The sequence below is a fragment of the Delftia sp. DT-2 genome (assembly GCF_028401915.1).
Taxonomy (GTDB): domain Bacteria; phylum Pseudomonadota; class Gammaproteobacteria; order Burkholderiales; family Burkholderiaceae_C; genus Comamonas; species Comamonas tsuruhatensis.
Genome location: NZ_JAQOTI010000017.1, coordinates 67,565 through 81,601, shown reverse-complemented (window position 1 = coordinate 81,601; position 14,037 = coordinate 67,565). Strand labels below are relative to the sequence as shown.

Genomic DNA, 14,037 nt, shown 5'->3' with positions numbered 1-14,037 from the left:
ATTCCCCCAGCCCTTGCCCCGACACAGGAACCACTCACCCATGTACGACGCATCCCTGACCCTGGCCGACTTCGACCTGCAGTTGGCCAAGGCCATCCAGAGCGAGAAACGCCGCCAGGAAGACCATGTGGAACTCATCGCCTCCGAAAACTACGCCAGCCCGCTGGTGATGGCGGTGCAGAACTCGGTCTTCACCAACAAGTACGCCGAGGGCTACCCCGGCAAGCGCTACTACAGCGGCTGCGAGAACGTGGACGTGGCCGAGCGCCTGGCCGTGGAACGCGCCATGGCGCTGTTCGACTGCGACTACGCCAACGTGCAGCCCCATGCCGGCGCCCAGGCCAATGCCGCCGTGTTCCTGGCGCTGGCCCAGCCCGGCGACACCGTCATGGGCATGAACCTGGCCCAGGGCGGCCACCTGACGCATGGCAACCCGTCCAACTTCTCGGGCCGCCATTACCGCATCGTCCCCTACGGCCTGGACCCCGCCACGGGCCTGATCGACTACGACGAGATGGAGCGCATCGCCCTGGAGCACCGGCCCCGCATGCTCATCGGCGGCTTCTCTGCCTACTCGCGCCACAAGGACTGGGCCCGCATGCGCGCCATTGCCGACAAGGTGGGCGCCGTGTTCTGGGTGGACATGGCCCATGTCGCAGGCCTGGTGGCTGCGGGCGAGTACCCCAGCCCACTGCCCCACGCGCATGTGGTCACCAGCACCACGCACAAGACGCTGCGCGGCCCGCGCGGCGGCTTGATCCTGTCCAAGGGACAGGACGAAACCTTCAACCGCCGCCTGAGCTCGGCCGTGTTCCCCGGCGTGCAGGGCGGGCCGCTGATGCATGTGATCGCCGCCAAGGCCGTCGCCTTCAAGGAGGCGCTGCAGCCCGGGTTCAAGGCCTACCAGCGCCAGGTGCTGGCCAACGCCCGCGCCATGGCCGCCGTGATCCAGCAGCGCGGCTACCGCATCGTCTCGGGCGGCACGGACAACCACCTGATGCTGATCGACCTGTCCGACCGCAGCTACACCGGCAAGGACGCCGACGCCGCGCTCAGCGAGGCGCACATCACCACCAACAAGAACACCGTGCCCAACGACCCGCGCTCGCCCTTCGTGACCTCGGGCCTGCGCATAGGCACGCCCGCCGTCACCACGCGCGGCTTCGGCCAGGCGCAGTGCGAGCAGCTGGCCGGCTGGCTGTGCGATGTGCTCGATGCGCTGGACGCGCAGGAAGGCGCCCGCTTTGCCAAGGTGGCGGCGCAGGTGCGCGATCAGGTGACGGAGCTGTGCAGCCGCTATCCGGTGTACGGATAGCCCGCGCGCAGCCGTGGTGGATCAGGGGTTGGCGTTGAGGTTGGGGTTGGCGCAGGCGCCGTCCATTCCCGCCATCTCCGCCAGCTTCTGCATGCGCGAGCGCTGGTCCAGGCAGGCCTGGTGCTGGGCTTCGGCCGCCTTTTGCTGGGCCAGCTTCGCGGCCTTGGCGCGCTCGGCCTGCAGCTGGGCGATGCGCTCGCGGATCTGGGGCATGGCGGCCACGGCGGCCTTTTCGCCTTCAAGAATGGCGCTGGCGCGCTGGGTGAAGTCGGCCGGGCCGATGTCCAGCACCTTGGGGCGGATGGTGATATCGGCGCGGGCCAGCTCGGCCTGGCCCAGCTTCTGGCCCATGATGGCAATGGACTGGCCCAGGGCGCCCAGCATGTTCTCGGGCGCCTTGCCACGGGCCTTGTTGGAGATGTCCACGGCAATCACCAGATCGGCGCCCAGCTGGCGCGCGGCGTCCACGGGCACGGGGCTGGTGATGCCGCCATCGACGAAGTGGAACTTGCCGATGGCCACGGGCTGGAACACACCCGGAATACTGCTGGAGGCACGCACCGCCTGCCCCGTATTGCCGCGCGCGAACACGGTGCGCTCGCCGTCTTCCAGCCGCGTGGACACGGCCACGAAGGGCTTGGCCAGTTGCTCCAACGGCTTGCGGCCCACCTGTTCGTTCACATAGTCTTCGAGCTTCTGCCCCACCAGCAGGCCGCCCGAGGACAGCTGCAGGTCGCGGATCCTGGTCTCATCCAGCGCCACGGCCTTTTCCTGCAGCTCGAAGGCGTTCATGCCGCTCGCATACAGCGCCCCCACCACGCTGCCCGCGCTGGTGCCGGACACCACCGCAGGCGCAAGGCCATTGGCTTCCAGCATCTTGATGACGCCGATATGGGCAAAGCCCTTCACGGCCCCGCCGCCCAGGGCCAGACCGATCCTGATGGGGGCCACGGGTGTGCCCGGCACGGTGGGCGTGGACTCGGGCGTGGCCGCCGAGGGGCTGGGCGGGTTGCTGCCGCAAGCGGCCAGCCCCGCCAGGCTCAGGTACACCAATGGACGCAAAAGGGCTTGGAGGCGCATGCCGGAAGATCCTGCTGTCGGATGACGAGATTCGGGGCGGGCAGTATAGCGGCAGGGGCCTGACCGCCGCAGGCCCTCAGGCTCTGGGCTTCAGCAAGCCGCCCATCCCCTGCACAGCCTCCCGCAAAAACCCCCAGACCGCCTCGATGCGCTGAACCTGCCGGGCATCCGAGGGCATGCTCATCCAGAAGGTGCGGGTGAAGCAGGCCTCGGCGGGCAGCACGCGGCTGAGCACGGGGTCGCGGTCGGCAATGAAGGCGGGCAGCACGGCCAGGCCGGCGCCGGCGCGCACGGCCTCGTACTGGGCGGTGATGCTGGTGCTGCGAAAGGCAAATCGCTCGGGCTGGAACAGGGTGGACAGCAGCTGCAGCTCGCGCGTGAACAGCAGGTCGTCCACGTAGTGGATGAAGCTGTGGTGGCGCAGGTCCTCGGTGCGCGCCACCAGCGGGCGGCGCGCAAGGTATTCGCGCTGGCCATAAAGGAAGAGCCGGTAGTCCGTGAGCTTGGTGACCACGGCCGAGCCGCGCGTGGGACGCTCCAGCGAGATGACGATGTCCGCCTCGCGCCGCGACAGGTGCAGCAGGCGCGGCAGGGCCAGCAGGTCGATGCTCAGCAGCGGATGGCGCTGCGTCAACGCGGCCAGTTGCGGGGCCAGCAGCTGGGTGCCGAAGCCCTCGGTGGCGCCCACGCGCACCAGGCCGGACGGTCCCTGGCTGGTGGATTCCGCCGCCAGCGGCATGCGCTCCAGCCCGGCTGCGGCGCGCTGCATGGCGTCTGCCACACCCAGCAGTTGTCGGCCGGCCTCCGTGGGCCGCCATTGGCCCGCTTCGCGCTCGAAGAGCACGGCCCCCAGCTGCTTTTCCAGGGCCTGGATGCGGCGCGACACCGTGGTGTGCTCCACGCCCAGTTGCCGCGCGGCGGCGGCCATGCTGCCGCTGCGCGCCAGCTCGCCAAAGAATCTCAGGTGGTCCCAGTCCATGGGTCGAGGCCGCCTCAGTCGGCAGCGGCGCGGCGCGCGGCCAGCGTGCTGGGCGCACGCGCCAGCTCGTCGTTTTGCCGCACCAGGACGGTCATCATGTCCATGAACAGGCCCCGCTGCTCCTGCGGCAGCGGCTCCAGCATGCGCTGCTGGGCCCGCAGCACCGAGGGCTCGGCAGCGGCCAGCAGCGCGGCGCCTTCTGCGGTGACCGACAGCAGGCGCACGCGCCGGTCGGCCGGGCTGGTGTTGCGCACCATGAGGCCGCGCGCCTCCAGCCGGTCGATGACGCTGCCAATGGTGGAGGTGTCGAAACCGATCATCCGCGCCAGCGTGCGCTGGTCCACGCCGGGCTGGCGCAGCACGGCAGACAGCGCCGCGTACTGCACGGGGGTCACGCCGAATTCCTGGGTCTCTTCCATGAAGACGGCTACCGCGATCTGCTGCAGGCGGCGGATGTGGTAGCCGGGGTAGTTTTCTAGTTCTGCGGGTTGGTAGTCCATGGCCATTGCGCTCTTTTCCGGGTCCCTGCGGGCAAGCGCAGATGTTCGCATGAACTGCGCCCTCCGTTGGCGTTGGCTGGCGGACAGGTGATTCACCCGGACACGCTGTCCACCACCGTTTGGCCTGCATCCAGGGAAACCCCAGGCTGGCCTGATGCAAATCAACACTACACTCATCATCAGCATACTGTTTAATTAGTCGCGACGCAGCTGACCCGCAGGCTGGCGACACGCACCACGAAACACAGGACATCCATGAACACCAGCATTTCTTCCCGGGCGCTGCCCGTTCTTGTGGCAGGCGGCGGCATTGGCGGCGTGGCGGCCGCGCTGGCCCTGGCGCGCCAGGGATTCGCCGTCAAGGTGCTGGAGCAGGCGCCGCAGCTGGGCGAGATCGGCGCCGGCATACAACTGGGGCCCAACGCATTCGCGGCCTTCGACGCGCTGGGCATTGGCGAGCTGGCCCGTGGCCGCGCGGTCTATACCGACGAGATGGTGATGCACGACGCGCTCGATGAGCGGCTGGTCGGCCGCATTCCCACGGGCGAGGCGTTTCGCGCCCGCTTCGGCAACCCGTATGCGGTGATCCACCGCGCCGACATCCACACCTCGCTGCTCGAAGGCGCGCGCACCCACGGCCAAATCGAGACGCTGACGGGCACGCGCATCGAAGCCGTGCAGCAGGAGGGTGACACCGTCACCGTGCGCGACCAGCACGGCCAGGTCCATGTGGGCCAGGCCCTGATCGGCGCCGATGGCGTGAAGTCCGTGGTACGCCAGCAGTACGTGGGCGATGCGGCGCGTGTCTCCGGCCACGTGGTGTACCGCGCCGTGGTGGAGAAGAACGACTTCCCCGAAGACCTGCGCTGGAACGCGGCCAGCATCTGGGTCGGCCCCAACTACCACCTGGTGCACTACCCGCTGCGTGGCGGCGAGCAGTACAACGTGGTCGTCACCTTCCACAGCCGCGAGCAGGAGGAATGGGGCGTGCGCGAAGGCAGCCGCCAAGAGGTGCAAAGCTACTACCGCGACTGCTGCCCGCGCGCCCGCCAGCTCATAGACCTGCCCAAAAGCTGGAAGCGCTGGGCCACAGCCGACCGCGAGCCCATTGGCCAGTGGAGCTTCGGCCGCGCCACGCTGCTGGGCGATGCCGCACACCCCACGCTGCAATACATCGCCCAGGGCGCCTGCATGGCGCTGGAAGACGCGGTGACGCTGGGCCAGGCGCTCAAGCACTGCGGCAACGACTGGCCGCAGGCGCTGCGGCTGTACGAGCGCTCGCGCATCGCCCGCACGGCGCGCGTGGTGCTGTCCGCGCGCGAGATGGGCCGCATCTTCCACGCCAGCGGCGTGGAGCGCCTGGTGCGCAACGACCTCTGGAAGGGCCGCACGCCCCAGCGTTTCTACGACGCCATGGAATGGCTGTACGGCTGGAAGGCCGAAACCTGCCTCGCCGAAGACTGAACACAAGGAGACCGCCATGCAAGAACTTGGCCGCCTGGAAGACCTGCCCCAGGACTACCGCGACGAACTCACGCGCAACAACCTGGTGCCGCTGTGGCCCAGCCTGCGCAACGTGATGCCGCCGCACACGCCGCGCCCGCGCACCCAGCCGATTGCCTGGCCGTACCAGTCCATCCGACCGCTGCTCATGCAGGCGGGCGAGCTGACGCCCATCGAAAAGGCCGAGCGCCGCGTGCTGGTGCTGGCCAACCCCGGCCATGGGCTGGAGAAGATGCAGGCCAGCTCCTCCATCTACCTGGGCATGCAGCTGCTGCTGCCCGGCGAGTGGGCGCCCTCGCACCGCCACACGCCCAATGCCGTGCGCATGGTGGTGGAAGGCCAGGGCGCCTGGAGCCTGGTCGACGGCGAGAAATGCCCCATGGAGCGCGGCGACCTGATCCTCACGCCCACGGGCCTGTGGCACGAGCATGGCCATGACGGCGACGAGCCCGTGGTCTGGCTCGATGTGCTGGACCTGCCCCTGGCCTACTACCTGGAAGTCACCTACCACGTGGACGGCCCGCGCCAGCCCGCCCTGCCCGGCCGTGGCGACCGGGCGTATGCGCGCGGCGGCCTGGCACCCACGCAGGTGTTCGCCCGCAGCGCCAAGGCCTACCCCATGCTGCGCTACCCATGGAAGGATGCGCGTGCCGCCCTGCTGGAGCTGGCCGCCGACAGGCCGGACCTGGACTGCGTGCAGCTGGCCTACACCAACCCCGAGACCGGGGCCGACTGCGAAAACATCCTGGGCTTTTACGCGCTGATGCTGCGCCCGGGCCAGACGCTGCAGTTGCCCGCGCGCTCGCCGGCCTGCGTGTTCCATGTCATCGAGGGCGGCGCCAGCGTGGCCGCCGTGGACCGCCACTTCGACCTGGCCCCGGCCGACACCTGCTGCGTGCCCGGCTGGGCGCCCGCCACGCTGGCCAATGCCAGCGCCAGCGAGCCCGCCTTCCTCTTCCTGGCCGACGAGGCGCCTTTGCACCGAAAGCTGGGCCTCTACGAAGTCCGGCCTTGAATCATCCGATGTCTCTTTACTCCCCCATCGCCAATACCATGACCGCCCCCCAATACCTCTGGACCCCGCCCCCCGTCCAATCCCTGCCCGTGCGCGGCAGCACGCAGCGCCTGCCCGTGAACCGCCTGTTCTTCGTGGGCCGCAACTACCACGCCCATGCCGTCGAGATGGGCCGCCCGGTGGACAAAAGCGTGGAGCGGCCCTTCTACTTCACCAAGGCGCCGTCCACGCTGACCGAATCGGGAGCCACCGTGGCCTACCCGCCCGAGACGAACAACTACCACTTCGAGATGGAACTGGTGGTGGCCATCGGCAAGGCGGGTTTTCGCATTGCGGCGGACCAGGCGCATGAACATATCTACGGCTACGCCTGCGGCCTGGACATGACGCGCCGCGACCTGCAGCTGGTGGCGCGCGACAAGGGCCGGCCCTGGGACCTGGGCAAGGATGTGGAGCAGTCCTCGGTGGCCAGCGAGATCGTGCCCATGCCGGGCCAGGTGATCGAATCCGGCGCCATTGCGCTGGCCGTCAATGGCGAGACCAGGCAGCAGTCCGACGTGGACAAGCTGATCTGGAACATCCGCGAAATCATTGCCGACCTCTCGCTGTTCTATCACCTGCAGCCCGGCGACCTCATCTACACGGGCACGCCCGAAGGCGTGGGTGCCGTGTTGCCGGGCGACCGCATCACGGGCCATGTGCAGGGCGTGGGCGAGATCGCGCTCACCGTGGGCGAGCCTGAATAAGGCCGGGGAGACCACCACCATGAAGCTCTACAGCTTTTTCCGCAGCGGCACCTCGCACCGCCTGCGCATCGCGCTCAACCTCAAAGGCCTGCGCCCTGACTATTTCCCCGTGGACCTGCGCGTGGACGAGCAGGCCCAGGCGCCGTTCAAGCAGGTCAACCCGCAGGGCCTGGTGCCGGCGCTGACACTGGACGATGGCCGCACGCTGATCCAGTCGCCGGCCATCATCGAATGGCTGGAGGAGCGCCACCCCGAGCCACCGCTGCTGCCCGCCGACCCCGAGGACCGCGCCCAGGTGCGCGCGCTGGCCGCCATCGTCGGCTGCGACGTGCATCCCATCAACAACCGCCGCATCCTGCAGACCCTGCGTCGCCAGTTCGGTGCGGACGAAGCCGCCATCAACGCCTGGTGCGCCACCTGGATTGCCGACGGCTTCGACGCCATCGAGGCCCTGCTGGCCCGCGACACGCAGCGCGGCGACTTCTGCTTCGGCCACGCACCCACGCTGGCCGATGTCTACCTGGTGCCCCAGGTCGAAAGCGCACGCCGCTTTGGCGTGGACCTGGACCGCTGGCCGCAGATCAGCGCTGTGGACAGGGCCTGCGCGGCCCTGCCCGCCTTTGCACAGGCCGCGCCCCTGGCCCAGCCTGACGCCGGCTGAACCTCGCCTGAACCCCGCCGCACCTTTGCCGGCAGCCCTAACCCGCCCCGAGTCCTCGCCAGAAGGACCGTGGCATTGCAAGCAGTGAAAAAAGCAGATCCAACAGGAGACAGACTGTGAAAGCATCCCCATCCAGCCGCCTCGGCACCGCCCCCTCCCGCCGCAAGGCCCTCGCAGGCGCCGCCCTGCTGCTGGCCTCCATCGCCCCGCTGCATTGCGCCTGGGCGCAGGCAGGCTCCAGCAGCGCCGCCAGCTTTCCCACGCGCCCCGTCACCGTGATCACGGCCTTTGCCGTGGGCAGCGGCCCTGACGCCGTGCTGCGCATCGTGGGCGAAAAACTGGCCGCGCGCTGGAAGCAGGGCGTGACCGTGGACAACCGCCCAGGCGGCGGCGGCTTTGTCGCCATCGAAGCCGCACGCCGCGCCAAACCCGACGGCTACACCCTGCTGCAGCTCGACAGCGAACATGTCTCCGCCCTGCCCTACCTCTACAAACAGCGCAACTTCCATCCGCTGCAGCACTTCGACCCCGTGGCGCCGCTGTTCCTCACGCCCTTCTTCGTCGCCGTGCCCACGAACTCGCCCTGGAAGAGCATGGGCGACCTGATCAAGGCGGCCAAGTCCGAGCCCGGCAAGGTCAGCTACGGCTCCTGGGGCGTGGGCAGCCCCGGCCACCTGGGCGGCGAATGGCTGGACTTCCTGACCGGCAGCATGATGACCCATGTGCCCTACCGCGAGGTCAGCCAGCTCTACACCTCGGTGGCCAATGGCGATCCGGCCTGGAGCTTTGCCAGCATTCCCTCCAGCCAGGGCATCTACAAATCCGGAAAGATCCGCTACCTGGCCGTGGCCGCGCCCCAGCGCATCGCCCAGGTGCCCGACGTGCCCACCGTGGCCGAATCGGGCGGCCCCGCCGAACTGATCGTGAACTCCTTCGTCTCCCTGCTGGCACCCAAGGGCGTGGACGCCACCCTGCGCGACAAGATCCACGCCGACGTGGTCGCCGTGCTGCAGGACCCGCAGGTGCGCGAGAAATTCGCCACCTTCGCCTTCCAGCCCATCACCTGGGAAGTGCCGGAGATGGAGAAATTCGCCAGGACCAAGGCGGACCAGTACAAGCTGCTGATCCAGAAGGCGAATATCAGCCTGGATTGAGAGCACCGAATAGACAAGGCAACGGGGCGTAGCGCCCTGTCGCCCCCGTACCCCGGCCCCTCCTCCCCATATGCCCGTGCCTGCGTCGTGGCGGTTGCGGGGTTGCAGTCCTGCCGAAGGACAGGACTGCTTCGTCAACTGACTGGCCGTGATTGTCTGAACGTAGCGCGCAGCGCGAAGTGAGTTTCACGGCGACCCCCGCGACCGCCACGACGCAGGTCGCCCCGTAGCGAAGCGAAGGGGACGCGGGCATTTGGGCGCGTTTCTTTGCCTCCTTTCTTGTCGCGCGACAAGAAAGGAGGTCGGCCGCCGGGCCGAAACCCGGCCTCGAAAAACAACCGCCCGGCAGAGACCCCAAAAGAGTCGGGATGCAATACTGAATACCTGCCAAGCCAGCTCATTGCCCAATCACTTCACCCTTGCGACTGCGGATTCGCAAACCCCGCCACCTGCTCGTAATGGCGGGCAATGGCGCGCAGCTCGTCCTGGCTGATCAGCTCGTCGATATGGCCGAAGGGCTGGCCGCCGCTGAGTTCGTCCGCCTTCATGATGATGAAGTCGGGCGGCGTGGAGCGGTTGGTCAGCACCACCTGGCTGGTGGCGGGCAGGCGGCTGGCCTCGTAGGCTGCCAGCAGCGCCAGCGGGTCGCCTTGCGGGTCGGCGGCCAGCAGGTCGGCCAGCACCCGCGCATCGCGCATGGCCTGGGCAGAGCCGTTGGAGCCGCGCGGATACATGGGGTGGGCGGCATCGCCCAGCAGGGTCACGCGGCCGAAGCTCCACTGGTCCACGGGGTCCTTGTCCACCATGGGGTACTCGAAGATGGTCTCGGCCGAGCGGATCAGGGCCGGCACATCCAGCCAGTCGAAGGTCCAGCCGCCGAAAATCTCCAGCACATCCTCCATGCGCCCGGCGCGATTCCAGTCGTTCATGCGCATCTGCGGGTCGCGGATCTCGGCCACCCAGTTGATGCGCTGCATGCCCTGGCCATCGACGTTGTCCTCGATGGGATAGATCACCATCTTGCCGGTATCGACCGAGCCGATGCGCAGATAGCTCTTGCCCGTGAGGATGGGCTTGAAGCGCGAGACGCCGCGCCAGGTGTTGATGCCGCCGAAGGCCAGCTCCTCCTGCGGATAGAACTGGCGCCGCACGGCGGAGTTGACGCCATCGCAGGCCACGACGATGTCGGCCGTGGCCGACGGCGGCACATGGCCCTGGGCATCCGGCGCGAAATGCACGGTGGCGCCATGGGCCGACTGGTCCACACGCACGCAGCGGTGGCCCGTGTGCACGGCACCCGGGCCCAGGCGCTGCACGGCAGCCTCGAAGAGAACGCGGTGCAGGCGGCCACGGTGGATGCCCAGCTCGGGCAGCTCGTAGCCGGCATGGCGGCCGCGCGGCTCGCGGTAGACGAACTGGCCGTAGCGGTTGAAGAACACGCTCTCCAGGTTCTCGATCGCCAGCGCCTCCAGCTGCGGCTGCAGGCCCAGGTCGCTGAGTTCGCGCATGGCATGCGGCAGCAGGGTAATGCCCGCGCCGATCTCGCGGACCTCGGGCACGGCCTCGAAGACTTCGCAGGCAATGCCTCTTTGATGCAGGGCCAATGCCAGGCACAGGCCTGCGATGCCGCCCCCCACGATCACTACTTTCATCCGCTGACTCTCCATGCTTTCTCCAGGGGCGCTGTTGGCGCCCGCCCCGCCTACTCGGCGGTAATACCCCGCGCCTTGACCAGATCGGCCCAGCGCCGGGCGTCCTTTTGCACCAGGGCCTTGAACTCGGCCGGCGTGCTGCCGGCCGGATCCATGCCCTGGGGCGCGAAGGCATGCCGGACTTCCTCCGACGCCAAAATCGCGCGGATCTCGCGATTGAGGGCATCGACCTGGTCCGCCGGCATGCCGGCCGGCGCAAACACGCCGTACCACATATCCACGTTCACATCGCCCGCCTTGGCCTCCTTGAGCGTGGGCACATCGGGCAGCAGCGGGTGGCGCCGCTGGCTGCCAATGCCCAGCGCGCGCAGCTTGCCGGCCTTCACATGCGTCAATGCCACATGAATGGGCAGGAACATGCATTCCACCTGGCCGCCCAGCAGGTCCGTCAGCGCCGGCCCTGTTCCGCGATAAGGGATGTGCGTGATCGATACGCCCGCCGTGCTCTTGAAAAGCTCCATCGCCATATGGTGCGGAGTGCCCACTCCCGGCGATGCGTAATTGATGCGACCCGGCGAGGCCTTGGCGGCCTTCACCAGATCGGCCGCCGTCTGATAGGCGGAGGCCGTGGGCGTCACCAAAATCAGCTGTCCCCAGCTGGTCAGCGTTACAGGCTCGAGGTCCGTCAGCGGATTGAATGGCAATTTGGGATACAGCGATGCGTTCATCACCAGGGTATTCACTGTCACCAAAAGCGTCTGGCCGTTGGCGGGCGAGCGCACAACGGCCTCGGTGCCGATATTTCCAGAGGCGCCCGGCTTGTTCTCCACCACCACGGGCCGGCTCTGGCGCTTGGCCAGCAAAGGCCCGATCGTTCGCGCAATCGTGTCGATTCCAGTCCCCGGAGTGAAAGGCACAATCAATTTCAGAGGCACACTCTCGGTGCTGGCGATGGCGCCTGCTACGGGTAAACCCAATACTCCCAATCCGCTTGTCTTCAAAAATTGCCGTCTGCCAACAAAATTTCGCATGTAGACCTCTTTTGTAGTTAGCATGCAAACGCATGGTAATCATGCACCAGAATGGGCACAATTGGTGGAAATCGAATGAATACTGGACACTTCTGCAAGAATACTAGACGCATATGGACACGATGACGCCTGCACCACTGCCGCTATATCAGCGCCCTGGCTTTTTGCTGCGGCGCGCTCACCAGATTTCGGTCGGCATTTTTGAAGAGCAATGCCGCCCCCTGGGACTGACGCCGCCACAGTACGGCGCCCTGGTCCTGATCGACGCCTCCCCCGGCTCCGACCAAAGCTCCCTGGCGCGCGCCATGGGCTTCGACAAGGTGACCACGCTGCGCCTGGTGCGCGGGCTGGAAGAGCGCGAGTACGTGCACCGCGCGCTGAGCACGCGTGACCGCCGCCAGCACCAGCTCACGCTCACCGAAAAGGGCCGGGCCCTGCTGGCCGCCAGCGTGCCGCTGGTGGACCAGGCCTATCACCGCCTGGTCTCTCCGCTGGAAGACGAGGAACTGCAGGAGCTTTTGCGCCTGCTGACCAAGCTGGAGTCCGGCCTGGGCGCCAGCGCCCGCGTGAAGCTGGAGCCGCTGCACAAGCCCGCCGCCCGCGCCGTACACCACTCCAGTCCCGCTGCAGACGACCGCCTGCCGGCCACCGGTACGGACTGAGCCTTCAAGCCCTGAACCCGCATGGCCTGCGAACACCGCAGGCCCTGTTTTTTGGCGTGGCCGACTTGGCATGCCGATGTGCAAAAACGCACATGGATACTGCAAACATCTCCATTGCTTGCGAAAAACCGCACAGCTACCATGCGATGAACGCCCGGCGCACGGCATGCCGGGCCGACACCACCGCAACAGGAGACAAGCCATGAATGCATCCACGTCCGCCAAGGTTTTGGCGCCCACGGTCAAGCTGCTGATCAACGGCAAGCTGGTCGAATCCCAAAGCACCCAATGGCGCGATGTGGTCAACCCGGCCACGCAGGAAGTGCTGGCCCGCGTGCCCTTTGCCACGCCCGACGAGGTCAACGCCGCCGTCGCCAACGCCAAGGAAGCCTTCAAGACCTGGCGCAAGACGCCCATCGGCCAGCGCGCCCGCATCTTCCTGAAGCTGCAGCAGCTGATCCGCGAGAACATGAAGGAGCTGGCCGCGCTGCTGACCGCCGAACAGGGCAAGACCCTGCCTGACGCGGAAGGCGATGTCTTCCGCGGCCTGGAAGTGGTGGAGCATGCGGCCAACATCGGCTCGCTGCAGCTGGGCGAGCTGGCCAACAACGTGGCCAACGGCGTGGACACCTATTCCGTGCTGCAGCCCCTGGGCGTGTGCGCGGGCATCACCCCCTTCAACTTCCCGGCCATGATTCCGCTGTGGATGTTCCCCATGGCCATTGCCACGGGCAACACCTTCGTGCTCAAGCCCTCCGAGCAGGACCCCATGGTCACCATGCGCCTGTGCGAGCTGGCCCTGGAAGCCGGCATTCCGCCCGGCGTGCTCAACGTGGTGCACGGCGGCGAGGACGTGGTCAACGCCATTTGCGACCACCCCGACATCAAGGCCATCAGCTTCGTGGGCTCCACCAAGGTCGGCACCCATGTCTACAACCGTGCCAGCCTGGCCGGCAAGCGCGTGCAATGCATGATGGGCGCCAAGAACCACGCCATCGTCATGCCCGACGCCAACAAGGAGCAAACGCTCAACGCCCTGCTGGGCGCAGCCTTCGGCGCGGCAGGCCAGCGCTGCATGGCGCTGTCGGTGGCCGTGCTGGTGGGCGATGCGCAGAAGTGGATTCCCGAGCTGGTGGAAAAGTCCAAGACCCTCAAGGTCAGCGGCGGCACCGAGCCCGGCACCGACGTGGGCCCGCTGGTGTCCTGCGCGGCGCTGTCGCGTGTGGAAAGCCTGATCGAACGCGGCCTGGCCGACGGCGCCAAGCTGGAGCTGGACGGCCGCAAGCCCCAGGTGGCCGGCTACGACAAGGGCAACTTCGTCGGCCCCACCGTGTTCAGCGGCGTCAAGCCCGGCATGAGCGTGTATGACCAGGAAATCTTCGGCCCCGTGCTCTGCCTGGCGGCTGCCGACAGCCTGGACGAGGCCATCGAGTTCATCAACGCCAACCCCAACGGCAACGGCACGGCCATCTTCACGCAGTCGGGCGCCGCGGCGCGCAAATTCCAGGAAGACATCGACGTGGGCCAGGTCGGCATCAACGTGCCGATTCCCGTGCCGGTTCCGCTGTTCTCCTTCACGGGCAGCCGCGCCTCCAAGCTGGGCGACCTGGGCCCCTACGGCAAGCAGGTCGTGCTGTTCTACACGCAGACCAAGACCGTCACGGCGCGCTGGTTCGACGACAGCACCACCAGCCAGGGCGTGAACACCACCATCAGCCTGCGCTGATGCACCGGTCGGC

13 protein-coding genes are annotated in these 14,037 nt (G+C 67.6%); 8 read left to right on the top strand and 5 right to left on the bottom strand.

Going from position 1 to position 14,037, the window contains the following annotated elements; genetic code table 11:
• Positions 1-40 precede the first annotated feature (40 nt).
• On the top strand, positions 41-1,315 hold the full coding sequence (gene glyA, locus PO605_RS25830; RefSeq protein WP_046238943.1) for a serine hydroxymethyltransferase: 1,275 nt from the start codon (positions 41-43) through the stop codon (positions 1,313-1,315).
• 21 nt (positions 1,316-1,336) lie between these two features.
• Here glyA and PO605_RS25825 read toward each other — a convergent pair whose 3' ends face one another.
• The 3 genes from PO605_RS25825 to PO605_RS25815 form a co-directional block, all read right to left on the bottom strand.
• A complete protein-coding gene (locus PO605_RS25825; protein ID WP_272207088.1) occupies positions 1,337-2,395 on the bottom strand; it encodes a patatin-like phospholipase family protein in 1,059 nt (352 codons plus the stop codon).
• Positions 2,396-2,471: 76 nt separating this feature from the next.
• Positions 2,472-3,374 carry a LysR family transcriptional regulator gene (locus PO605_RS25820; protein ID WP_016446014.1) on the bottom strand — a complete coding sequence of 301 codons (903 nt, stop codon included), beginning with the start codon at positions 3,372-3,374 and terminating at the stop codon, positions 2,472-2,474.
• Positions 3,375-3,388: 14 nt separating this feature from the next.
• Positions 3,389-3,925: a MarR family winged helix-turn-helix transcriptional regulator gene (locus tag PO605_RS25815; protein WP_180317110.1), complete on the bottom strand. Its 537-nt coding sequence runs from the start codon at positions 3,923-3,925 to the stop codon at positions 3,389-3,391.
• 204 nt (positions 3,926-4,129) lie between these two features.
• Here PO605_RS25815 and PO605_RS25810 point away from each other — a divergent pair, with 204 nt between their 5' ends.
• The 5 genes from PO605_RS25810 (at position 4,130) to PO605_RS25790 (ending at position 8,953) form a co-directional block, all read left to right on the top strand.
• A complete protein-coding gene (locus PO605_RS25810; RefSeq protein ID WP_272207087.1) occupies positions 4,130-5,338 on the top strand; it encodes a 3-hydroxybenzoate 6-monooxygenase in 1,209 nt (402 codons plus the stop codon).
• 16 nt (positions 5,339-5,354) lie between these two features.
• A complete protein-coding gene (locus tag PO605_RS25805; protein WP_099751748.1) occupies positions 5,355-6,392 on the top strand; it encodes a cupin domain-containing protein in 1,038 nt (345 codons plus the stop codon).
• 38 nt (positions 6,393-6,430) lie between these two features.
• On the top strand, positions 6,431-7,138 hold the full coding sequence (locus PO605_RS25800) for a fumarylacetoacetate hydrolase family protein (protein ID WP_126312313.1): 708 nt from the start codon (positions 6,431-6,433) through the stop codon (positions 7,136-7,138).
• A gap of 19 nt (positions 7,139-7,157) precedes the next feature.
• A complete protein-coding gene (maiA, locus tag PO605_RS25795) occupies positions 7,158-7,799 on the top strand; it encodes a maleylacetoacetate isomerase (protein WP_272207086.1) in 642 nt (213 codons plus the stop codon).
• 116 nt (positions 7,800-7,915) lie between these two features.
• On the top strand, positions 7,916-8,953 hold the full coding sequence (locus PO605_RS25790) for a Bug family tripartite tricarboxylate transporter substrate binding protein (RefSeq protein ID WP_272207085.1): 1,038 nt from the start codon (positions 7,916-7,918) through the stop codon (positions 8,951-8,953).
• A 413-nt stretch (positions 8,954-9,366) separates the two neighbouring features.
• Here the strand turns inward: PO605_RS25790 and PO605_RS25785 are convergent, their stop codons facing one another.
• Positions 9,367-10,605 (bottom strand): flavin-dependent oxidoreductase, encoded by a 1,239-nt coding sequence (locus PO605_RS25785; RefSeq protein WP_272207084.1) that lies wholly within the window; start codon positions 10,603-10,605, stop codon positions 9,367-9,369.
• Between the two features lie 50 nt (positions 10,606-10,655).
• Positions 10,656-11,636, bottom strand: a complete 981-nt coding sequence (locus PO605_RS25780) for a tripartite tricarboxylate transporter substrate binding protein (protein WP_272207083.1) — start codon at positions 11,634-11,636, stop codon at positions 10,656-10,658.
• Between the two features lie 122 nt (positions 11,637-11,758).
• Here PO605_RS25780 and PO605_RS25775 point away from each other — a divergent pair, with 122 nt between their 5' ends.
• Positions 11,759-12,298, top strand: a complete 540-nt coding sequence (locus PO605_RS25775) for a MarR family winged helix-turn-helix transcriptional regulator (RefSeq protein WP_223275353.1) — start codon at positions 11,759-11,761, stop codon at positions 12,296-12,298.
• Positions 12,299-12,500: 202 nt separating this feature from the next.
• Positions 12,501-14,024 carry a CoA-acylating methylmalonate-semialdehyde dehydrogenase gene (locus PO605_RS25770; RefSeq protein ID WP_012205523.1) on the top strand — a complete coding sequence of 508 codons (1,524 nt, stop codon included), beginning with the start codon at positions 12,501-12,503 and terminating at the stop codon, positions 14,022-14,024.
• Positions 14,025-14,037 lie beyond the last annotated feature (13 nt).

What these genes read in the sequence shown, in the direction of transcription:
- glyA (WP_046238943.1), top strand. Translation starts at nt 41, where the DNA reads ATGTACGACGCATCCCTGACCCTGGCCGACTTCGACCTGCAGTTGGCC.
- PO605_RS25825 (WP_272207088.1), bottom strand. Translation starts at nt 2,395, where the DNA reads ATGCGCCTCCAAGCCCTTTTGCGTCCATTGGTGTACCTGAGCCTGGCG.
- PO605_RS25820 (WP_016446014.1), bottom strand. Translation starts at nt 3,374, where the DNA reads ATGGACTGGGACCACCTGAGATTCTTTGGCGAGCTGGCGCGCAGCGGC.
- PO605_RS25815 (WP_180317110.1), bottom strand. Translation starts at nt 3,925, where the DNA reads ATGCGAACATCTGCGCTTGCCCGCAGGGACCCGGAAAAGAGCGCAATG.
- PO605_RS25810 (WP_272207087.1), top strand. Translation starts at nt 4,130, where the DNA reads ATGAACACCAGCATTTCTTCCCGGGCGCTGCCCGTTCTTGTGGCAGGC.
- PO605_RS25805 (WP_099751748.1), top strand. Translation starts at nt 5,355, where the DNA reads ATGCAAGAACTTGGCCGCCTGGAAGACCTGCCCCAGGACTACCGCGAC.
- PO605_RS25800 (WP_126312313.1), top strand. Translation starts at nt 6,431, where the DNA reads ATGACCGCCCCCCAATACCTCTGGACCCCGCCCCCCGTCCAATCCCTG.
- maiA (WP_272207086.1), top strand. Translation starts at nt 7,158, where the DNA reads ATGAAGCTCTACAGCTTTTTCCGCAGCGGCACCTCGCACCGCCTGCGC.
- PO605_RS25785 (WP_272207084.1), bottom strand. Translation starts at nt 10,605, where the DNA reads ATGAAAGTAGTGATCGTGGGGGGCGGCATCGCAGGCCTGTGCCTGGCA.
- PO605_RS25780 (WP_272207083.1), bottom strand. Translation starts at nt 11,636, where the DNA reads ATGCGAAATTTTGTTGGCAGACGGCAATTTTTGAAGACAAGCGGATTG.
- PO605_RS25775 (WP_223275353.1), top strand. Translation starts at nt 11,759, where the DNA reads ATGACGCCTGCACCACTGCCGCTATATCAGCGCCCTGGCTTTTTGCTG.
- PO605_RS25770 (WP_012205523.1), top strand. Translation starts at nt 12,501, where the DNA reads ATGAATGCATCCACGTCCGCCAAGGTTTTGGCGCCCACGGTCAAGCTG.